General features: G+C 50.7%; 4 protein-coding genes. All 4 read left to right on the forward strand.

Features of this window, described 5'->3' with window-relative positions:
• Positions 1 to 105: 105 nt before the first annotated feature.
• Positions 106 to 4284 (forward strand): family 20 glycosylhydrolase, encoded by a 4179-nt coding sequence (locus RDM26_RS02845; RefSeq protein WP_307737536.1) that lies wholly within the window; start codon positions 106 to 108, stop codon positions 4282 to 4284.
• Between the two features lie 75 nt (positions 4285 to 4359).
• Positions 4360 to 11211: a beta-galactosidase gene (locus RDM26_RS02850; RefSeq protein WP_307737537.1), complete on the forward strand. Its 6852-nt coding sequence runs from the start codon at positions 4360 to 4362 to the stop codon at positions 11209 to 11211.
• A gap of 196 nt (positions 11212 to 11407) precedes the next feature.
• Entirely contained in the window at positions 11408 to 16915 is a 5508-nt protein-coding gene (locus RDM26_RS02855; RefSeq protein ID WP_307737538.1) for an NPCBM/NEW2 domain-containing protein, read from the forward strand.
• A gap of 36 nt (positions 16916 to 16951) precedes the next feature.
• On the forward strand, positions 16952 to 21952 hold a 5001-nt coding region (locus tag RDM26_RS02860), incomplete at its 3' end, for an endo-alpha-N-acetylgalactosaminidase family protein (RefSeq protein ID WP_307737539.1).

Genomic DNA, 21952 nt, shown 5'->3' on the forward strand with positions numbered 1-21952 from the left:
ACAGGTACTTTTGGGGGGATACTTCCCCTAAAGTACCTCCTTAAATAGGTTTGATTGGGCAGTGGTAGCGCGATTGTGGGATTGCGAAACAGGAAGGTGCAGGAAATGTTTAACCGGTCTAAAAAGGTTTTTAGCCTTTTAGGGGCAGGCGCTCTGGCGCTAGCGGCATTATTGCCAGCCGGCATCGGGACAGCAGAGGCTGCAGAGCCGACTAATCACGCATTAGTAGCAAAAGGAGGCAGCGTTAGTGCTTCCGGGAATGAAGTTGCTGATAAATGGCAGGCAGCAGCCGCTATCGATGGTAACGACAGCGGCGATTCTCGCTGGTCATCCAATCACAGTGACCAAGCCTGGATTGCGGTACACCTAAAAGAAGCCATCAAAATCGACCACATAACTATTAAATGGGAAGCTGCCTGTGCCGCCTCCTATCATTTAGAGGTTTCAAATGACGGAACCACTTGGGAAAAAGCCAGCGACACTATCCGCCCTCAGTGTTCCAGCACAGATACCCAAAAACTCAATGCGGCTACCGCTAATGGAACTTGGAAATACGTGAAAATGCAGGCCGAGAGCCGCACCCCTTTCCAAGGAATTAAATACGGGGTCTCCCTATACGAATTTGAAGTATGGGACGCGGCGGAACCGGTAGCTCCAGCCCAACCTAATTTGATTCCATTGCCTGCGGAAATGACCCCCGGGGAAGGCGGTTTCGAATTAGGTACAGATACTAAAATCAAAGCCGATTCCGCTTCTAAAACGGTAGCGGAGATGACCGCCAAAACTATGCGTGCCTCCACCGGATTTCCCCTGCCAGTGGGCAAAGACGGACAAATCAGTTTACGGGTAGACACCGCTCTAGACACCACCGGTTTAACCAGTGGAAATATCGAGGAAGCCTATAGCTTAAAGGTCAGTGAAAACGGGATAGAGATTGTAGGAAAATCTGCGCAAGGCGTTTGGAACGCTACCCGTACCCTGCTGCAACTATTCCCCGCCTTTATCTATTCTCCACATCAGGTAAACAGCCAGTGGCTAGCCCCCGCGATTACGGTCAAGGACGCGCCCCGGTTTGCACACCGCGCGATACAAGCCGATGTCGCCCGCTCGTTCCTCACAATCGCTGACTTAAAACAAATGATTGACACTTTTGCCAATGTGAAAGGCTCCCGTTTACATCTACACCTTTCAGATGATCAGGGTTGGCGGCTGCAAATAACCAATGAGGGACGCAAAGCTGGGGACACTATCGACTACACCAAGCTCACCGAGGTTTCCGGCAAAACCGCAATGAACTGGAACTCGGAAGCCTATTCGTTAAAGGATTTAACCGGCTCTAGTCAGCAGGCCGACGATAATGTAGTCGAATTGGGCCATCACGGTTTCTACACTCAGGAAGAATATAAAGAACTAGTTAAATATGCGGCCGAGCGTTTCGTAACGATTCAGCCCGAGTTTGATATGCCCGGACACACCAATGCAGCGCTAGCCGCCATCCCGCAATTAAACTCTGCCAACTCCTCTCACAATGGCACTGTAGATGCCGATGGCAACGCCATCACCGATCCTGCTAAATGGCAGGTTGCCCCCGCTAATGGAACGGGAGATGTGGGTTATTCCTACCTGGATCCAGACTCAAAGCACACCCAGTATTTTGTTCGCCACGTATTTAAACAACTGGCTGCGCTGACTCCCGGTAAAACTATTCATATTGGAGGGGACGAATCCCACGATATGGTTGCCAAACTTGGGAAAGACAAATTCAATGAGTTTCTAGACATGTCCGCGCAAGCAGTTCGTGATCAAGGCAAATCTCCAATCGGATGGAATGAAATAGCCTCAAACACGCTACAGCCTGGGGACTTGGTACAGTATTGGACCGGTAATACCGCTAACACGAAACGAGCAATCCAAAACGAGGGCGTTAAAGTCGCGGTATCGAACGCCTCGACCGCCTATATAGATATGAAATATGGAGTTCCCGGTGGCAACAGTATTGGTTTAACCTGGAGCGGAACTGGAGATTTCGATAAATACTATAACTGGGACCCGGCACAAGTAATCAAAGGGATCCCCGAAAGCAGCATTGTAGGGACAGTAGCCGTGCAATGGTCAGAAACTATTCGCGGGGCATACCAGGCAGAATGGTTAATGTGGCCGCGCTCAATCTCTCACGCGGAAGTAGCCTGGACTCCACAAGTGAAGAGAAACGTAAACCAGTTCAAACAGCGCATGGCGGCTATGGGAGATAGGCTCACTGTTTCGGCAGTGAACTTCTTTGACGGTCCCAAAGCCAATTGGCAAACCGCGTTAGCCGGGGTAGACCAAAAAGTAGCACCCAACCGCTCCATGAATCTTGCAGTAGGCGAGTTTGCGGCTCCCGGCACTGTGAAAAACTCTGAGGGAACGCAAATCACGAAAGCAGGTAACGCCGCTTCCGCCCTCGGGGACACTCCCTTTAGCGCCACTATCGATTGGGGGGACGGCTCCGCGCCCTCACCGGCAATATTCACCCAAAGTCATTCCCGAGATGCCTTACATAGCAGCCCACTATACAAAGTGAGCGGAAAACACCCCTATGCGAATCCCGGAACCTATACCGGTACTATTACGGGCTCAAACGGACAAAAAGCCACCTTTACGGTAAATGTGGCAAATGGCGCCCCCGATCCCAGTGAAAATAGCTCCTGGGACGGAAGTAAAAAACCGACTATCACCATTGAAAAGAATCTCATCCGCCCCTATGAGCGGGTAAAAGTAAAGCTCAGCGGATTTGAACCTGGCAAATATGTAAAACTCGCCTGGAATGACAAAGATCAGTTCTTGGCTATGCCCGGGGCGGATGGAAGCGCCGAATACTATCTGCCGTTCTTTGACAAGGCAGAAAAAGTGTTACGCCCCCAAGACACCGGTACTCATCAGCTTCGTGCCACCCAGATTGGGGCTAATAGAAGTGCCGAAGTCACCGCCACCATTGTGTCTGATCGCGAGGAACTGCTAAACCCAGTTGCGCAATGCCCCACGATGGATGACCCGAATTGCGGATATGAAAGCATTACTGCCTCCTCGCAGGCAGATAATGAACCAAAACCCTCGGGGCCGGTGAGCGCCGCATTTGACGGCGATCCCAATACCTATTGGCATACCCGTTGGGCTGCTCCTGCTGGTACTTTCCCGCACACCGTTACCGCGCAGCTCAAAGCTGCGCCAGAGCAAAAATGCGTGATTACCGGGTTTGAATATACGGCACGCAGCGGGCAAGAAAACTCGCGGGTTAAAGATTTCCGGATTGAAGTATCCGAAAATGGCAGCGACTGGACGAGCGCCATTAGTGGTTCTTTGAAGAATCATGCCGACCCACAAGTATTTAACTTTGCAGCTGACAAACAGCTAAGCGGCAAATACGTGCGGATGGTTCAGCTAAATTCCCAGGCAGGAAATGATTTTGGGGGTGCAGCTGAGATTCGTTTCGGAGCTTTGTGCGCTCAAAACGGAACGGAAGTAACCCCGGTTGCTCCCGTAGCTGAAAAGCAACCCCTAACGGAGCAAGGAAAAGAATATCCCGGATATTTCCTAGTGCCGGCAGTTACGGGGGTTAATTATTACTTAGGTGATGAGCTGCTAACCCCGCAGCAGGCAGTTCCGCTGCCCTATGGAAAAACCAAAATTGTAGCTCGGCCCGCGAGCGACCTATTTAGGTTTAAAGAGGGCACAAAGAGCGAATGGACCCTAGATATGGGCGACGACCCAGGGCAAGTTGATCCGCCGCAGCCGGAAAAACCCGAAAAACCTGCTCCGCAGGTGGTAAAAGGCGATTGGACTGACTCCCCAGGGCAAGAAGCCAGCAATTGTAAGACCTTCAAAGTTATGCAGACCCGCAGCGTTACCACTACCGAATATATTTGGGATGTAGCTGGGGCTAAATGGGTGCTTGATACTGCTAATGCCCAGGTGACTACCGAGAAGGGCGCTCGCGATATGAGCGCAGCGGAAAAAGAAAAATGCGCGCCCTCGCCGGAGGAGCCCAATCCCGATAACCCGAACCCTGATAAACCTGGAAAGCCTGACGGGCAACCAGATACTAAACCAGGAATCGGTAGCGATAGTGGGGCGGTAAAACCGGGCAGCACCGGGTCGAAGCCTAGCGCTAAACCCCGCCAGCAAAACAATACTTCTGCGATGCCCTCCACCGGTGCTTCCAGCGAGCTATCGCTGCTTCTAGCAGCGCTAAGTATCGGATTTGGGGGAGTTTTGCTGCTGAGCCGACACCGAACTCGCAAGTAAAAGTGGAACGGAGCGGCGAGCCATTTCCGAAAGACATATAAGAATCTGAGCAATGAGGCTGGGAAAGGTAAATAAATGAGTAAGGTTAGTTGGAAACGCCGGGCAAATGCCACGGTGGTTACAGCGGCAGTAGCTTTAATGTCGGTGCTAATCCCAGTAAGCAGTGCCCAGGCGCTCGCTAGCGGGGATGTTGCTCTGTGCGCAGACAACTTGGCAGCCGGGAAAACGGTAAACGCCACCAGCCGGGAAGTAGCGGGAGAAAAAGGGCCAGAACTGGCAGTCGATGGCAATATTGGTCCCGATGACAAAGCTACTCCGGCAGTACACAACGTTAAATCTGCCAGTCGTTGGTCTGCCGCCGGAAGTGACAATAACGCTGCCCTGACCATCGATTTTGCCGGAACCGCCAGTATCAATAAGGTGCAACTTTATTGGGGAAACACTTTCGGTAAACCCTACAAGTTACAAGCCAGTAATGATGGCAACACCTGGCGAGATTTAGTAACCAACCAGAACGGTAAAAAAGCTGGAAGCACCGAGCACACCTTTAACGGCAGCGAAAAAATGCGCTACCTGAAAATGCAGATTTCTGGCAAATCACAGCAGTGGGGACTATCGCTGTGGGAAATAGCCGCTTGTGGGAGTTTAGCTTCAGAGCCCACCCCGACAGATAACGAAAATCTGGCTCAGCTCAATCAATTGATTCCCTACCCGCAAAAAGCTGAACTTGCCGGAAATAATTCTCGGTTCACCCTCACCAAAGATAGCGAGATCACTGCCAGTGGCTTAGCAGGGGAGCCCGCTAAATATCTTGCCGAGACGCTAGCGAAATCCACCGGATACAAACTACCGGTATCCGCCACTTCTAGTGCTAAAACCCAGATTAATTACGTTATCAATCCCAGCTTAACCGTCAGTGGGGTAGGCAAGGAACAAATGAATGAAGCCTACACCTTACAGATTGCGCCAAACCGGGTAACCATAACCGCGCGCACTGCCAGCGGGGCGCTATGGGCAACCCAATCGCTGCTGCAATTGCTAGGACCTTGGGCAGTATTTCCCAAAGTTACCGTGGGTTCTTTAATGCCGATACCGGCGATGACTATTCAAGACGGTCCTCGCTATTCTTGGCGCGGGCTAATGCTTGACCCGGCGCGCTCCTTCATTCCCAAGAATGAAGTCATCAAGCTGATGCATTCTATGAGCCGCTTCAAGATGAACACTTTGCATCTGCATCTAAGTGATGAGGGCTGGCGGATTGATATCCCGAATGAGGGCAAAGACGCTGCTGACCCGATTGACTATAGCCAGCTGGCTAAACGGGGAGGCAGTGCCGGTTTACGAGCCGGAGATATTGGTCGCGCACCCCAGGCGGGACGCACCGGCTACTACACCTTGGATGATTACCGAGAAATGGTGGCAACTGTCAATAAATTAGGCATAGCGATTGTTCCCGAGATCGATACTCCCGGTCACACAGAGGCAGCGCTATATTCCATACCGCAGCTGAACTCGGAAAACTCTAATCCCAAGCCAGAGGCCGGCCAAGACACGATTGAGCAGCCAAATTACTCGAAAAACAATATGAAAGTGAATCTGGATGCTTTAAATCCCCACACCTACACCTTTATGCAGCACGTTTTGAAGATTTTGGCGCAAAACTCTAATAACACTTATCTGCATATTGGCGGCGATGAAGCTAACAGTATGGATCACCAGCATTACCTGCAATATATGCAGCAGATTCTGCCCAAAGTAAAAGCCATGAAGCAAACCCCCATCGTTTGGGATGAAGCTTTAAAGAGTGTGGGGGCCGCCGGGATTGCCGACAATGATGGGGTAGTCCAGTGGTGGAACACCGACTCTGCGGCTGGTAATCGCGCCCAGCTACGCAATGATTTCGTAGCTAAAGGCGGCAAATTTATTGTCTCTAACGCCAGCTACTTCTATTATCCCCAACGCGAAGACCGCTCCCATGTGGCACCCAGTTGGGCTTGCCCCGGTGGGGAATGTACTTTGAAACACGCCTATGATGCCCAGCCCCAACAGGTCATGGGGCTCAGTGATGATAAAGGGATCCTGGGGGTCGAGGGCGCAGTCTGGAGCGAGGGCGTGCGCAACTTGGCAGATATTGAGTATCTTGCGTTCCCGCGGTTACTATCTCACGCGGAGATGGGCTGGACAAACCAGGCTAATAAGAACTGGGAACGCTTCCGGGGCGGGGTTGCCCAACAGGCAACTGCCCTAAACGCTACGGACGCCAGTTTCTTTAACGGCTCTCAGGTCGCCTGGCGGATTTCCCCCGCATTATCTCCGCTAGCTACCGATTCCCAAGGAAAGGGAATCGGTAAAGCTAATCGGCAGTTAATCGGATATGTTTCGGCTCCCGGCAAAGGTAACGATGACCTGGATTTGTCTTTGACCCTGACGCCGAAAGAATCCCAAAATGCGATAAATGTGCCGGTAAGTACCACTTTGGATAAAGAATACATACCGGTAAATGGTTCCTATCAAACCGGCAAACAGATGAACTCGGTCTTTAAGGTTTATGCCGACCTGACAAAAGTTCCCAAAGGTAGCTACCAGGCACAACTGAGCGCAAAAGCCAGCGGATTAAAGTCCCTAGACGGTAAGAGTGATACCGGTCTGGCCAGCGCGGTTATTCAGGTTCCATCCCTTAGCGGTCAAACGCCCTCAGAGCCAGGAACTCAAACCAGCCAAAGCGATACCACCTGGGAAAGTACTGAGCGTTCTTTCCCGAAGAGCAGCTATAGTTTTCCCGGAAATGACGGTAAACCTCATAAAGTAACCTGGGATAATCATTCTTTGAAAATAGATGGCGAGCGTCTACAGGTTTGGGCTGGTGAGTTCCATCCTTGGCGAATCCCTTCCCCGCAGGCTTGGCGCGACGTCCTCCAAAAGATAAAAGCCGCCGGATTTAATGCGGTATCTTTCTATTTCTTCTGGGGCGATCATCAAAGCGAAGAGGGCGGTCCCTTCAATTTCGATAAAGGCACTCGCCGCGATATTGACCTTTTGCTGACGATGGCTGAGGAAGAAGGGCTATATGTGATTGCTCGTCCCGGCCCCTACGTCAATGCCGAGATTTCAATGGGAGGCATGCCCGCATATATGACTAACTATGCGGCGTCCTCTTTGCGTTCGACTGATCCGAAAGCCTTGGCAGCCTCTAAGAGCTGGTTGAAAGCCTTTAACAATATCGCGAAGAAACACCTGATTACCGAAGGTGGCGGCTCCATCATTATGTATCAGGTGGAAAATGAGCTGCTGGCAGAAAATCCCAGCACGACCGCATTCCTAAAAGAGCTAAGCAACTTTGTACGCGCTGATGGGATAAATGTTCCCCTGTTTGAAAATGACTGGGGATTGGCAGGACGTTTTGCTCCGAATAAAGCCGGAAACCCGGCGGGTAAATATGGCAGCACTGATTTTTACACCTATGATCGTTATCCCCTGGGCTTCAACTGCGGGGCAGGACGCGGGAACCTAGATGATGTTGAACAGACTTTCCGTAGCCATGAACCGGTAGGTCCGCATTTTATCGCCGAAGGTCAAGGGGGTGCTTTCACCCCTTGGGGAGCAAACTTTACCCCCGAAAAATGTGCCAGTTTCACCGATGGAAACTTTGTGCGCCAGTGGGGGACTGTCCTGGCCGGTAACGGGGTGAAAGCCTATACCTACTACATGATTTTTGGCGGCACTAACTGGGGTTATACCGGTTCTCCCTCCTCTGGTTTTACCAGTTATGACTATGGCGCTGGTATAGACGAAGATCGAACGATTCGGAAAGACAAATTTGGGGCGCAAAAAGAGATTGCCTACTATTTGCAAGCTAATCCCCAATATGTAACCTCTAATCCGGTAGCTAAACCCGATATTAAGAGGGTTAGCGGCGACGCCCAGATTAGAGGGTATCAACGGATTTCTTCCGAGGGCGCAGCGGAGCTTTCAGCTACCGGTAACGGCGGGCGCACTCTGGGGTTTATTTTGAATAACACCAATGACACCAGCACTAATAAGTTTACTTTTGCTTTGGATTTAGCCAACACCTCCGGTGTGGGGGCAAGGTTTAATCACGATGATAGTGACAGCGAACTAAAGTATTCGACGGGTTGGAAGTCAGTTAAGGACGATTCGGCTTGGAAAGGAAGTATTCACGAGGCTAGTAAAGCGGGCGAGGAAGTCGCATTCGAGTTTACCGGCACGGGAATCGAGATTGCGGTAGCCACCGGAACCGATCATGGGAAATTCGCGGTAAAGCTCGATGACCAGGCGGAACAGGTAGTAACTGGTTGGGTGGGAACCGAACAGAATAAACCTACCCAAAAAGTCGTGTTCTCTAAGAGTAATCTTCCTGCCGGTAAACATACCCTGAAGGTGCGGGTGCTGGGGCAAAGCGCCGAGGGATCTACTACTGGAGGCACAAAAGTCCAGCTAGATGCGCTTAACGTCCTAGGAGCCAGCGCCACGCCCTGGGTAGTGGTGAACAATAATGACCCGGCGATTAAATATAATCCCGCGGTTGGGACTGCCTCATCTTGGGAATATGCTACCGGGCAAAACTGGACTAGCGGGGATTATCAAGGAGACGAAACCTATTCTGCCCGTAAAGGTGATTCTTATACCTATGACTTCAACGGGATAGGAATCGATATTATTGGGGCTTTCTCTGGTAATCACGGCATAGCCGAGGTGTTTATTGACGGGAAAAAAGTGGGGCAAACCGAAGAGGACGTCACTAATACCGCGCGCGCCCAGCAGGTTTTATATAGCGTGCGAGGGTTAAGTGCCGGTGAGCACACCTTAAAAGTCCAAGTTACCGGTAAGCCTTTTGCAGGCTCTAAGGGTACTTTCGTATCGCTAGATGCTTTGCGAGTATTCCCCGATAAAGATGCCATAGATCAGTTCAATACCGGAACCAGCGTCAAAGATGGAGAGAACTCTTGGTCGCGGATTCCACAAAAATCGGGAACTGCCCTAACGTTGCATGGTCGGGATGCGTTGCTGATGAGCGCGGATATGAAAATCGCGGGGCAAAAACTGCTGTACACCACCTCGCAGCTATTCGGTTCCCCGATTGCTACCGATAACGCCCAGGTACAGTACCTGCTCGGGTTAGCGGGAGACGACGGGGAAACTCTGCTACGTTACCCGGCTAAACCGCAGTTGAATGCCGGTAAAGGGGTAGAGGTTACCTGGAATGAACAGTATAAGACGCTGCGTTTGAACTATAAGTATTCGGCAGAACCTAGCGATATCACTATCACCCCGGCTGCCTCAGATAGAGCAGCCAGTGCGGGAGATACGCTGCGCTTGCGGATTATTGACCGCACCTACGCGCAAACTACCTGGTTACTAAATACCGGTGAAGGAGGCAGCGGCAAACGTTTAGCGGTCGAGGGGGTAGAGCTAGCTCGCAACTGGAGTTTAAACGGCTCGAATGCCGAGGTTAATGGCACTACTGATTCTAAGAGTCAAACTCCCTATGTGCTGCTTCCTAAAGGCGCAAAGAGCGCGAGTTGGAATGGAGGCAAAGCGGGAATAAGTGAAACCGAGGGTGTCTATGCCGGTTTCACCAAATTTATTCCGCAGATGCTAACCTATGAGCCGCCCCAGCTAAAGTGGGTGAAACAGGAGGGCGCTCCGGAAAAGGAAATCAATTTTGACGATAGCGCCTGGCAGGTGGCTGACGGTAAACAGCGTAACCAAAAATGGCAAGCCCCCAGCGGGAATGGACTGGTGCTTGACTCCAATTATTACGGTTTCTATGAAGGCTCCGTATGGTATCGCGCTACCTTTGTGGCCAGCAGTGATTCCCCAGTTATTAGTCTGAACGCTAACGGCGGTTCCGGAGTTCCCGGGCATGGCAAGAATCCCGCCTTTATGCAAGTGTGGGCAAATGGGAAGTCGCTGGGCGCTCGCAGCGCCGCTGGCACCGACCAGTCTTTTACCGCTAAAGGAATCAAAGCCGGCGATAAAGTAGTCTTAGCGGTGCTAGTAAATAACCTGGGGCAAAACCTGGACTGGTCAGATAATGGGTTATCACGCCAAAATCGGGGATTGTATTCAGCTACTATTCCCGCTCAGGACGGGAAAGTTACCTGGAAGATTCAAGGCGCTGCCGATAAGAGTGGCACTAAAGATAAAGCGCGTGGTCTTTACAATAACGGTGGTTTATACGGCGAGCGTCAAGGCTGGCATCTGCCAGGTCTAGATGACTCGAAGTGGACCGCGGCCACTGATATGCACGCGGACGAGGCCGGGGTTACCTGGTATCGATCCACTTTCGATTTAAACGTCCCTAAAGATGCCGATGTAGCTTTCCGCTTAGAGGTGTTATCGCGGCGCTTCGGCAATACCCAGCAGACCCGAACCGACCATTCTCAGGCGTTATTGTTTGTCAATGGCTGGAATACCGGTATCTATATCGGTGATATCGGGCCGCAGGATTCCTTCACTATCCCGGCGGCTTTCCTTAATCTAAACGGCAAGAACACGGCGGCAATTGCGGTTATTGGTAAAGAAGCTGATGCGGGGCCAGAAAACGTAGTACTGCGCGCGGTTCATCTTTCCCAGATGAATGCCTTAGCACCAGTAACTGCACAAACGGATAACCCGGGGGAAGTAGAACCGGAAACCCCGGACACCCCGGATAAACCGGATACCCCAGATAAGACAGAAAAGCCTAATCCTTCCCAGCCGGATAATCCGCAAAATCCAGCTACTCCTTCTAAAGAGGCGGCTCCTACGGAAAATGCGAAAACCCCCTCCTCGAAAGGAAAAACTGTTAAAGAGGGGCTGGGGCGTACCGGTACCGAGGGTATTTCCGCTTTATTAATCGCGCTATTGGCATTGGGGGTAGGAATCGGGGTGCGTTATCGCCAGCGATGGCTGGAAGATAATTAACCAAATTGGTGGGGTGAAAATCCAATTGAGGTTTTCATCTCACCGCTTTATAGCCTGAGTAAACACCTAGGGTTAGGGCTTGCTCATCTGGATGAAAATCGAAAAGATTAAGAGAAGTAATCACTTTCGGGATGTTTTTGCCGGCGTTGGTAAACTCCGCAGAAGGTGAGCATTTACGACAATGAGGTTTGAAATAATGTTACGAATAGCGAGACGGCGTTTTAAGGCTCTAGCAGCAGGTTTTTCGGTGGCTTTGACTTCAATGGCGCTGATGCCGCTGGCAACCGCGCTTCCCGCCGAGGCCGCTTCTGGCCAGTTTAGCTATAACACCGTAGTTAAATACGGTGACGATGGGGTTACTAACTATCGGATTCCCGCAGTAATCAAACTGGGTAATGGTGATTTATTAACCGCCTATGATGCTCGCCCCGCAAATGGTGATGCCCCGGCGCCCAACTCGATAATGCAAAAACGCTCTACCGATGGGGGAGCGACCTGGCAATCGCAAACTGTTATTGCCCAAGGTAAGGGCACCACTATGGATGACCCCAATAAAGAGGGATTCTCTGATCCGACCTACATTTACGATAAACAAACTGGGCACCTATTTAACTTCCATGTGCATTCCTATGACGTAGGGTGTAATCCCAATGGAACTCTAGAAAATGACGAGTTTAGCAACCGCAAAGTACAGGGGGTGAGCCTGTCAGTTTCTACCGATAATGGAGCCAGCTGGACGGAGCGTTACGGAAACTCTCCCGATGCAACGCGGGGACTTACTGCCGCGGTTAAACAGCCCGGATATCCCTGCGGGTTTGCGGCTTCTGGACACGGTATCCAGCTGCAGCATCAAAGCGGTGCTAATACGGCAAAGAATGGACGCCTAATCACCCAGTTTATTGCCGGTAAACCGGGTACTTGGGCAGCCTACTCGGTGTATTCCGATGACCACGGTAAAACCTGGAAACGTGGCTCCACCATCGGCACAGATATGAACGAAAACAAATTGGTGGAACTGTCCGATGGTACGCTCTTATTGAACTCCCGGATGAGTAACAAGGCGGGATACCGCTATATCGCCAAGAGCACCGATGGTGGGGAGACCTGGACTGATCTGCAAATAGAGCGGTCCCTAGTTGATTCCAAGACCCCGGGGCGTAATGCCTCGATTATCCGTAGGTACCCGGACGCTCCCTCCTCAGACCCCAAATCTAAAGAGCTTTTGTATTCCGGGATGGCTGATAGCGGTAAAACTCTCGCAGTGAGCTATTCCTATGATGACGGTAAAACCTGGCCGATTCGTAAACTCTATTGGAATGACAAGGCCGCTTACTCTGATCTAGTCGCGATTGATACCCAAAGCGGTAAATACGGAGTAGCTTTCGAAGAAGATCACCAGATTGGTGGTAACTACTTTGAAACTATTCATTTTGGCACTTTTGACACTAATTGGTTGAACCCAGTAAAAATTTCTCTAGCTGATGCAAAAGTAGCAGCGGAAGCGGGTAAAACTGTCGAGATTCCAGTTAAGGTTAGCAATGACGACGGGAAAGAGGTCGTTCCCCTAGCTACCGCGGTAAAACTGGCGTTGCCAAGCGGGTGGAAAATGGAAGAAAGCGTCTTGGCGCAAGAACTTCATCCCGGAACCTCCGAAACTGTAACTTTACGGGTTAGCGTTCCGGCTAATGCTGCCCAAAAAACCTATTATCTCGACTCTAGTCTGGAATACGGCAATGTTAAGCTGCGCGGGGACGTGGAAATCAAGGTTACCAACCCCAATATAATTACTGACCCTACCGGTTCGGTTGGCGTTGATTTTGAGCTTACTAATCCCAAAGCCGATGGAACTTGGGCTGTGGGCGACAAAATGATTTTCACTGTTAATGTAACAAACCTACTTGCAGAAGATAAGTCCTTCACTGCTACTGACTCCAATTTGGATACCGGATGGGCAGGCTGTAGGTGGAGAAGTATCTCGGCGGGAGCTACCTTGCCGTGCGCAAACCGCACCCACACGGTCACCCAGGAAGATGTCGACGCCGGATTCTTTACTCCCTCCATTGCTTACAAATATCAAAATCCTGGTTATTCTGGCGCTGCTACCCAGTTAGATCCGGTTAAGGGAAGCAGAATTCCTATCTTTGCCAGTCACGTTCAGGTAACAGATTTGGCAGTAGCGGGAACTAAAGACAAATATGATGTGGGCGATAAACTAGTGTTTACCCCGAAAGTGCAAAACGTGGGACAAATCCCGGTAGATGTCCAGCTGAACGGGGAAAACTTTACGCTATCTTGCCATAACGAGAACGGAAAGCTGGATAAGGGAGGTACCTTCTCTTGTACCGCCAGTGACTATGTAATAACTAAAGAAGATATTATTCGCGGCAGCTTTACTCCCAAGTTCAAAGTTAAAGTAACTGATGGGAATAAAGTTCTCCAAGAGTTCACCTATAGCGGGAAAGAAATCCCGCTTCCCTCTGATAATCCGATTGCTACTAAACTTCCCCAAACGATTCCCTCTTTGGATTCTTGGAAAACCAATACCAATGCAAATGATGTGTTCAAACTAAGCCCGGACACGGTAGTTTACTATCCGGCCGGTTTTGAAGATCAAGCTCAGATCGTGGTACAAGAGCTAAACGCCTACCTGAAAGCGGCGGGTCAGACGCAAACTGTGCGGGCACAAGCCGCCGGTGGGGCAACTCCGAAAGCCCACGATGTGGTCATCACCCTAGATGCTGCGCAGCAAAACAAACTAGCAGAGGAAGGGTATAGCCTCCAGATTGGAGCTCAAGGGGTAAATATTACTGCCGCGCAAAAACGGGGAGCATTTTGGGGTACGCGCACTCTGTCGCAAATGCTGCGCCAGCAGCTAACCCTGCCCTATGGCAGCGCCATTGATCAACCTCAGCAGCGTGAGCGTGCCGTCACTCTATGTGCTTGCCGGATTAAGAATCAACCAGATTATATTCACCGGATGCTCACCGATATGGCTGACCTGAAGATGAATCAGGTAGTTTTAACTGCCAAGATGGAGTCAGCGAAAGAGCCGGTCACCAATAACTACTCCTATTACACTAAAGAAGAGTTAAAAGGAATTGTTGCTTACGCCGACAAATTGGGTATTGAAGTAGTTCCCCAAATGGGAGCCCCGGGACATATGGATCCCAAGATTCATAACCTGCCTCAGTATCAGCTTAAGAAAACCGATGGCACTTTGGATAATGACCGTCTAGATATCACTAACCCGGAAGCCGTCGCTTTTTATAAGCGCCAAATTGATGATTACCTGGATGTATTCCCCTCCAAGTATTGGCATATGGCAGGGGATGAGTATATGTACCGTTCCGCCTACAAGAATTACCCGGTATTTGGACCTGAGGGAGTAAACGGTCCCAAACTGTTCGTAGATTTCATTAACGATATTAATAAGCATGTGAAATCTAAGGGTAAGACTTTGCGAGTTTGGAATGACGGATTAAAACAAGAAAATATTGATTCCCTGGATAAAGATATCGTGATCGATATGTGGCAGGGGGGTCTCAGTCCGCAAACCATGATTGATAAAGGACATAAAGTCAATAACACCAATTACGATCTCTATTTCTCCCGAGAAATGGGCTGGCGGATTCAAAACAGTGGCGCAGCCGCTATATACAATGACAAAGGGTTTACTGCCGGTACTTTTAAGAGCGGAAAAGTAGCTGATGATAATCCTGGAAACCTGGGGATTAAGCTCTCGATATGGCCTGATACTTCCATATATCAAACCGAAAATGAAGTAGAGATGGAAACCTTTGAGGCTTTCCGCTTAGTGTCCCAGCTAGGCTGGCAAGGCTCGCGCCCCTGGAAAGATGGCAAGACTTTTGTAGACTTTGCAAAAGCGCTAGGACATGCACCTAACTGGGAGAATGTTAATCGGCGTCCCTTAGAGGACGGGGTGTATGCCTTCACTAGCTCCGGGTTACGCTTAGATGCTTCTGAAAATCGCGAACCAGACGCAATTAGCTATTCATCCGATCAATGGCAGATAACCCATACCTATGACCACTACTACCAGTTGAAGTCGGTTAGAAGCGGTAAATGCCTCAGCATGGATGTGGGCAAACAGCGTTTCAATGGCAGCGGACGTCAGTACGCTACTGCAGATTTGAATGTAGTTAACGAAGTTGGTGCCCGTCCCGCCTTAGTCGAGTGCGTAAACGATATTGACCAGAAGTATCACACTGGCGCCTGGAAGAATAACTCTTCAACCAGTAAACGCAATAACCAGAAATGGCAGATTATTGAGGACGGCAACGGCAAATATATTGTGCGCCACGCCCTGACCAATATGGATTTGGCTATTTCTACCGGGGAAGAAAAGCACGTTGATTTAGGGAACGTGGGAGATTTGGATGACAACACCAAGTCCCGGCCGATGGAAACAGATTTGATCCAGCTACCTAGCGATATGACTGCTACGCGCTGGACAATTACCAAAGCTGACCAGGACACCCCGGCTCAAATGCGCGCTCCCCACGGAACTGTTCCCGTAGCCAACTTGGACTGGTATCCCGGTAGCAGTATCGGTTGGGCAGATGACGGTCTGATTCGGGTAAACCGCACTTTGCAGGGCAGCCCGCTCTTGATTGAGGGAGAAAAATATCGTGGCGGTATTGGGACCCACGCATCCTCGAAAATTACCGTGCATTTAGGAAAACAGTGCTCAGTATTCAGCGCGAAAGTCGGCATAGATGACACCCAAGAAGCCGATAACCTCTCTTCGGTCACTTTCAGAGTATTGGGTGCTGACGGGCAGGAACTAGGAGCGTCCAGTAAAGCATTGACCGCTGCCGATAAAGCTGAAGCCATGAAAGTGGACGTAAGCGGGCAAGAAAAAATTACCTTATTTGCCGATGCCGGCGAATCTAACGCCCAAGATCATGCTGACTGGGCAGATGCGATGGTCACCTGTGAACAGATGGATGCCGATAAATATCAGCCTTCCTACAGGGACACCGAAGCTAAAGCCGGTAAAACCGCTAGCGCAGCCGCTCCCAGTTTTGCCCCGGCAGCTGGAAAGGAAAGGGCGCAAAAGTTCGAGCTGGTAGCACCGATCCCTGCTGGGATGAGCATTGAAGCTGCTACCGGGGTCATAACTTGGCAAGTGCCCGCAAATCAGCAAAACGGAACTGTAAGCGTAGACGTTAAAGTTACTTATGAGGACGGGTCTAGTGAGATAGTGCCTGCCAAGTTTAAGGTCAGCGCCAGCGCTCCGCAGCCACTTCCGGAGGTAGCTCCGCAAGCACCGATCTTTAACGATAATGACAACACCTATACGATTCCGCAGGTTCCAGGAGTGGTTTACCTACTTGACAATCAGGTAGTTAAGCCCGGGACTTACCCAGTAAAGGGCGCGAGGAAAGTATTGATTACATCCCAGCCGGCCACTGGCTATCACTTTAAGGCGGGGGTTACCACCCAGTGGGAGCACCAGTTCAAAGCGGAGACCAAGCCCAGCAAGCCAACGACTAAGCCGGGTGGAACCCAGAAGGTTCAGGATGGTGGTCCTGGGCAAGCTCAAGCTAAGCCGCAAAAATCTTCAGCAGGGTTGGTATCTACCGGTGCTGCTGGGACAGTGGGACTACTGGCGTTGGTAGTCATCGGAACTGGACTAGCGCTCCATCGCTTTTCCAGAAGACAGAGCGTTATTAGTGAATGATGATGGTTTTTTATTAAAGAAAAAAGGTAAGAAGCAATGCCCTTAAAACATAAAACCATCTTGACGGTTAGTGCCGCGCTGTCTCTGGCTTTCGGAGGACTGGCTACAGCGCCGATTGCGGCCGCGGAAGCGGTATTTACCTCGATACCACAAGCGCAGATGAAAGCCGTGTGGACTGACTCAGTAGAAACTGGTGGTGAGGGAGCCAACGGTCCGCTAGAAAAAGTGCTTGATGGGGATGCCAAATCCTACTGGCATACCGTTTGGTATCAAGGCACTGGCAATAATGAAATGCCGCATAGATTCATTATTGATTTAGGTAAAGAAGTCCCAGATTTAGGGCGAGTAACTTTAACCCCGCGGCAAAGTTCCAATGGCTCGGGAAGAGTTCACGAATATGAGATTGTCAGCTATACCGATGCAAACTGCGCCGATAAAACCAAAGCTAAGGATTTAGCCCCGGCAAAAACTTTAGCTACCGGTGAGTTTGAAGAGAATCATGGGGATTTAAGCGCCAAAAATATCGATTTTGCCCCGGCGGCTGCCCGCTGTGTAGGGGTAATTTATAAGAGTGCCTGGGGCGGTAAAGCCGGGAGCAGCGAAACCGTGGGTTCTTTGGCCGAGTTCAATGCCGCTACCGTTAGCGGCTATCAACCTCCAGCTCCTCCCGCAGCTGAACCGGAAGTTAAAATTCCTAACCCGGGCGATAAAATCACCATTACCGATGGCACCTTATCAGCCGACTTACAGGCAGGGTTTCCCCAAGTTATCGCGTATCACCTGCAGGGGAAAACCCTACCGGCAAATGTGGGCCCGGTTCTGAAACAGGTACGCATTAATGAACAGATGCGAACAGTCTCCCTGGTTTCTGCCGCGACAAAGACCGCTGATAGTGCCACCTATAAGCTAAAAGTGGGCGGCTTAGATGCTACTTTGACAGTAAAGATTTCCCTGGCGAAAGGTAATCTTCGCTGGGAAGTAACCGCGATTGATGATCCTAAGAATCAAGTAGATCGCCTGGCAGTACCCGGGCTGAATCTGGTCAGCGTTGCCGGTGCTAAAGATGGAGCCCTAACAGTTGCCAGCGATGGCACTAATCGATTGGAAAACCCCGACACTACCTGGAAAATCGCTAAGCAAAAGATTGGAATGCGCGCCGGATATATGGCGGCGCTTAGTAACAGCGAACTGGCTGCCGGGCTGGTCTCGAATGCGGTCGGTGACGACTATGCCACCAGTGTTCAAGATGGACGTGGAGCAACGCGCTGGGTAGCGACTACCGCCCAAGAAGATGCGGATACCGCGGGTAAAACCACCATGGTAGGCTCGCTTACTCCCGCGTCCTGGGTTATATGGGGGACTAATACCCGCAGCGGGAAAATCGGTAAAGATCCCAATCCGTTTGCCCAGGTACGTATTGTAAGTGACTTAAACGGTGACAGCGCGGTAGACTGGCAAGACTCTGCCACCGCTACCCGCGCCCTCATGGTGGAAAATAAACTACCTAATGGTTATGGTGATACCAAGAACCGGGTGATTACCCGGATTCCGTTCAATATTGTTTCCCAAGCTACCCACCCGTTCTTGCGCACTCTAGACGATACTAAACGCATCAGTTTAGAGACCGATAACCTCGGACAACACGTGTTGCTCAAAGGGTATCAAGCAGAAGGGCACGACTCTGCCCAAGGAGACTATGCCGGACATTACAACCAGCGGGCCGGCGGTTTCACCGATTTGGTTGCTATGACTAAAGGGGCGAAAGACTATAACGCCGACTTTGGGGTTCATATCAACGCCACCGAATCCTACTCGGAAGCTAAGTGTTTCAATGATGGTACTAACGCCGCTACCGTGACCGATGAATCATGCGTTATTAAAATGCCGCCTCAGGCGGCTTGGGGCTGGATGAACCAGGCATACTATATGGATGATAATGCTGACCTAGCGCAGGGACGGGTAATTAAACGCTTCCAGAAATTCCGGGATGAACTAACTGCAGCTGGGATTGCGGATCGTTTCGATTGGCTCTATTTTGACGTATTTTACGGCAAAGGATGGCGTCCTCAGCGTCTGGGTGCAGAGCTGCAAAAACAAGGCTGGGAAATCGGCTCCGAATGGGCTTGGGCATTCCCGGATACTTCTTTATGGTCCCACTGGGCAAACGATGAAAAATATGGGGGTAAAACCGAAAAAGGTCTGAACTCTACCCTAATTCGTTTCGTGGAAAACAGTTGGCGAGATTCCTGGAATCCGAATCCGCTACTCGGCAATGCTAATGTCGTGGAATTTGAAGGCTGGACTGGTCACACCGATTATGGCAAGTTTATTAATAATGTGTGGCAACGTAACCTGCCCACCAAATTCCTGCAACAATCAGACATTAAAACCTACCAGCTTAGGCAAAAAGCCACTTTCACCAACGGAACCGAGGTTACCTCTAAGCGTGCCAGTATCGGCGGTACTGATTTAGGTACCGACCGGGTAATAACCTATGACGGCGCTACCGTATATACGGGCGGAAAATACCTGTTGCCCTGGGGTGAAAAAGATGGAATCGGGGCCGCTAAATCTGCCGGGGACAAACTGTACCATTACAACCCGGCTGGGGGCACTAGCACCTGGACACTGCCGGGTCACTTTAAGAGCGTAGGATCCTTCCATTTGTATGAGCTCACTGCTACCGGAAGGGTAGATAAAGGCACCGTGAATGCCAGTGGGGGCAGTATTTCCCTCTCGGCTAAGGCAAATACCGCCTACGTCCTCTATCCGCAAAGCGCGCCTAGCCAAGCAGACCCCAACTGGGGGCAGGGTAGCGGTATTAAAGATCCCGGGTTCTTCTCCGGTACCTTAAAATCCTATGACACTAGCGGAAACGTTAGTATTGAAACTAGTAATCGCGGTAACTTCCAGGCTCTATTAGGCGAGGGCGCGTCCTCCCTATCCCAAACCCTCACCTTGTCTAAAGGAGACTATTCCATGTGGGCGTGGGTAGAGGTACAGCCCGGTCAAGAGCGGCAAGTAGACGTGAGCATCAGCGGTAACGGCGTTAAAGCTGTCGGTAACCAGAAAACCATTGCTGGGAAAGTTACCACCAGAATCACTAAATCTACTGCGCCTAACAAGACGGCTTCGGATGAAAAGTTCCAGACCTACTTCCAGCGGGTACGGGTAACTTTCCACAGTGAGGGTGACCCGGTTACTTTCCAGGTGGCAGCAGCAGAAGGAGCCGCAAAAGTCCGTGTCGATGATTTGCGAGTAGTTAAATATAGCGCTCCGGTAGATAACGACAAAACCACGCAAACCGTCTTCTTTGATGATTTTGAGGACGTAGATACCGGTTATTGGCCTTTCGTTACCGGCGCTACTCAGGGAGGAGACGCTCGCACCCAGTTAGCGGAGCGTCACTCTCCCTATTCCGACGCCGGCTGGTGGGGAAAGAATAAACAAGGTCAAGTTGTTGCCCACGGTAAACAAAGCGACAATGTGCTCGCCGGTAAATGGTCACTGCTGGCGCATGAAGAGAATACGGGGCAAATTCTCCGCACGATCCCAGCTGCAATAAAGTTTGAACCAGGACATAAATACCGGGTTTCTTTTGCCTACCAGCAGGCCTATGCGGGTGAGTATCAGTTTAGTTTAGGTCGGGACTGGCTGGCCGACTCGCAGATTAAGAGCTCTACGGTGCAAACTAAAGATATTCCCGAAGCGAAAGGTACAGGAGTAGGGGGCAAAGGAACCCAAATCTTTTCCACCGAATTTGTTACCTCCACCGTAGGGGACTACTGGATTGGTATTAATAAAGTCGGCGGGCTTCCCGGCTCTGATTTAACCCTGGATAATATCCGGGTCGAAGACCTAGGGAAAGCTGAGGTGTTGCCCGGTAATGCCGATCCGGCAATCCAAGCAGCCCAGACGGTATCGGAAGGGCAAACCTTTACGGTACAAACCAATACCGAGTTCTTCGAACCGGGTAATCCTGGAAAAATTACAGACCTGAAAACTACTCTCAGCGCTCCAGATGGCTGGAAAGTCACTAAGAAGAGCGAACCTAGTGGGGACAATATCGCCCAAAATTGGGAGGTTAAGGCTCCCCAAGGGGCGACAGATGGAGTATTGACCTATAAAGTCTCCTACCAGGTCGATTCCGATGGCACGACTAGGGAAGTAAGCATAGCCAGGAAAGTTAAAGTTCTCCGCTCGGTTCGCGACGGCGTAAACTACCTCTCTGATTTGCCTTGGAGCAATGAAGAGAACGGTTGGGGGCCGGTCGAACGGGATCAAGAAAATGGAGAACAGGGACGAGGCGACGGTACCCCAATCAAGGTGGGAGGCAAAGAATATCCCAAAGGTATCGGTGCCCATGCACCAAGTAGCATTACCTTTGATTTGGCGGGTAAATGTACCCGGATGAACGCAATCGCCGGGGTGGATGACACTCAACCAAATGGTTCCGTGAAGTTTATGGTTATCGGAGACGGGAAGACCTTATTTGAATCCCCGCAGGTAGTTACCAAAGCGGGAGGAGCAAATAAAATTGACCTTGATATTACCGGAGTGAAGTCACTGATTCTAAAGGTAACTGACGGCGGTAACGGCAACGGTAATGATCACGCCGACTGGGCAGATGCCAAAGTTACCTGTAAGGTTGAGACTCCCGCAGTGCAGCCTCCCAGCCTAAAAGAGGTAGTAGCAGAGGCTAAACCGGGTACGGTTGCCACTTCGGATGCGCCAACTTTCGTTGATGAGGATGGGGACACCGTTACCCCGCCTGCGGGCGTGAAATTCAGCTTCGCGAATCTGGACAGTCAGCGGCACTTGGTGCAATCGCGTGAGGCGGTAAAAGCTAATGGTGATATCTATATTGATAGCGCCACTGGGCAAGTAACCTATCTTCCTTTGGGTTCCGAAGCCGGAAAGTCTGTGCAGATTCCGATTCAAGCCAGTTATCCTCAGGGAGATAAAACCGTAACTATCCCGGGAACCGTAATCTTTAACGTGGCGGCAAACGAAGAAACACCCGGTAAAATCACCGAG

Origin of the sequence: uncultured Varibaculum sp. (assembly GCF_902489465.1) — a bacterium.
In the GTDB taxonomy this organism is placed as follows: domain Bacteria; phylum Actinomycetota; class Actinomycetes; order Actinomycetales; family Actinomycetaceae; genus Varibaculum.

Excerpts from the sequence above, each read along its gene's own strand:
- RDM26_RS02845 (WP_307737536.1), top strand. The coding sequence starts at position 106 with ATGTTTAACCGGTCTAAAAAGGTTTTTAGCCTTTTAGGGGCAGGCGCT.
- RDM26_RS02850 (WP_307737537.1), top strand. The coding sequence starts at position 4,360 with ATGAGTAAGGTTAGTTGGAAACGCCGGGCAAATGCCACGGTGGTTACA.
- RDM26_RS02855 (WP_307737538.1), top strand. The coding sequence starts at position 11,408 with ATGTTACGAATAGCGAGACGGCGTTTTAAGGCTCTAGCAGCAGGTTTT.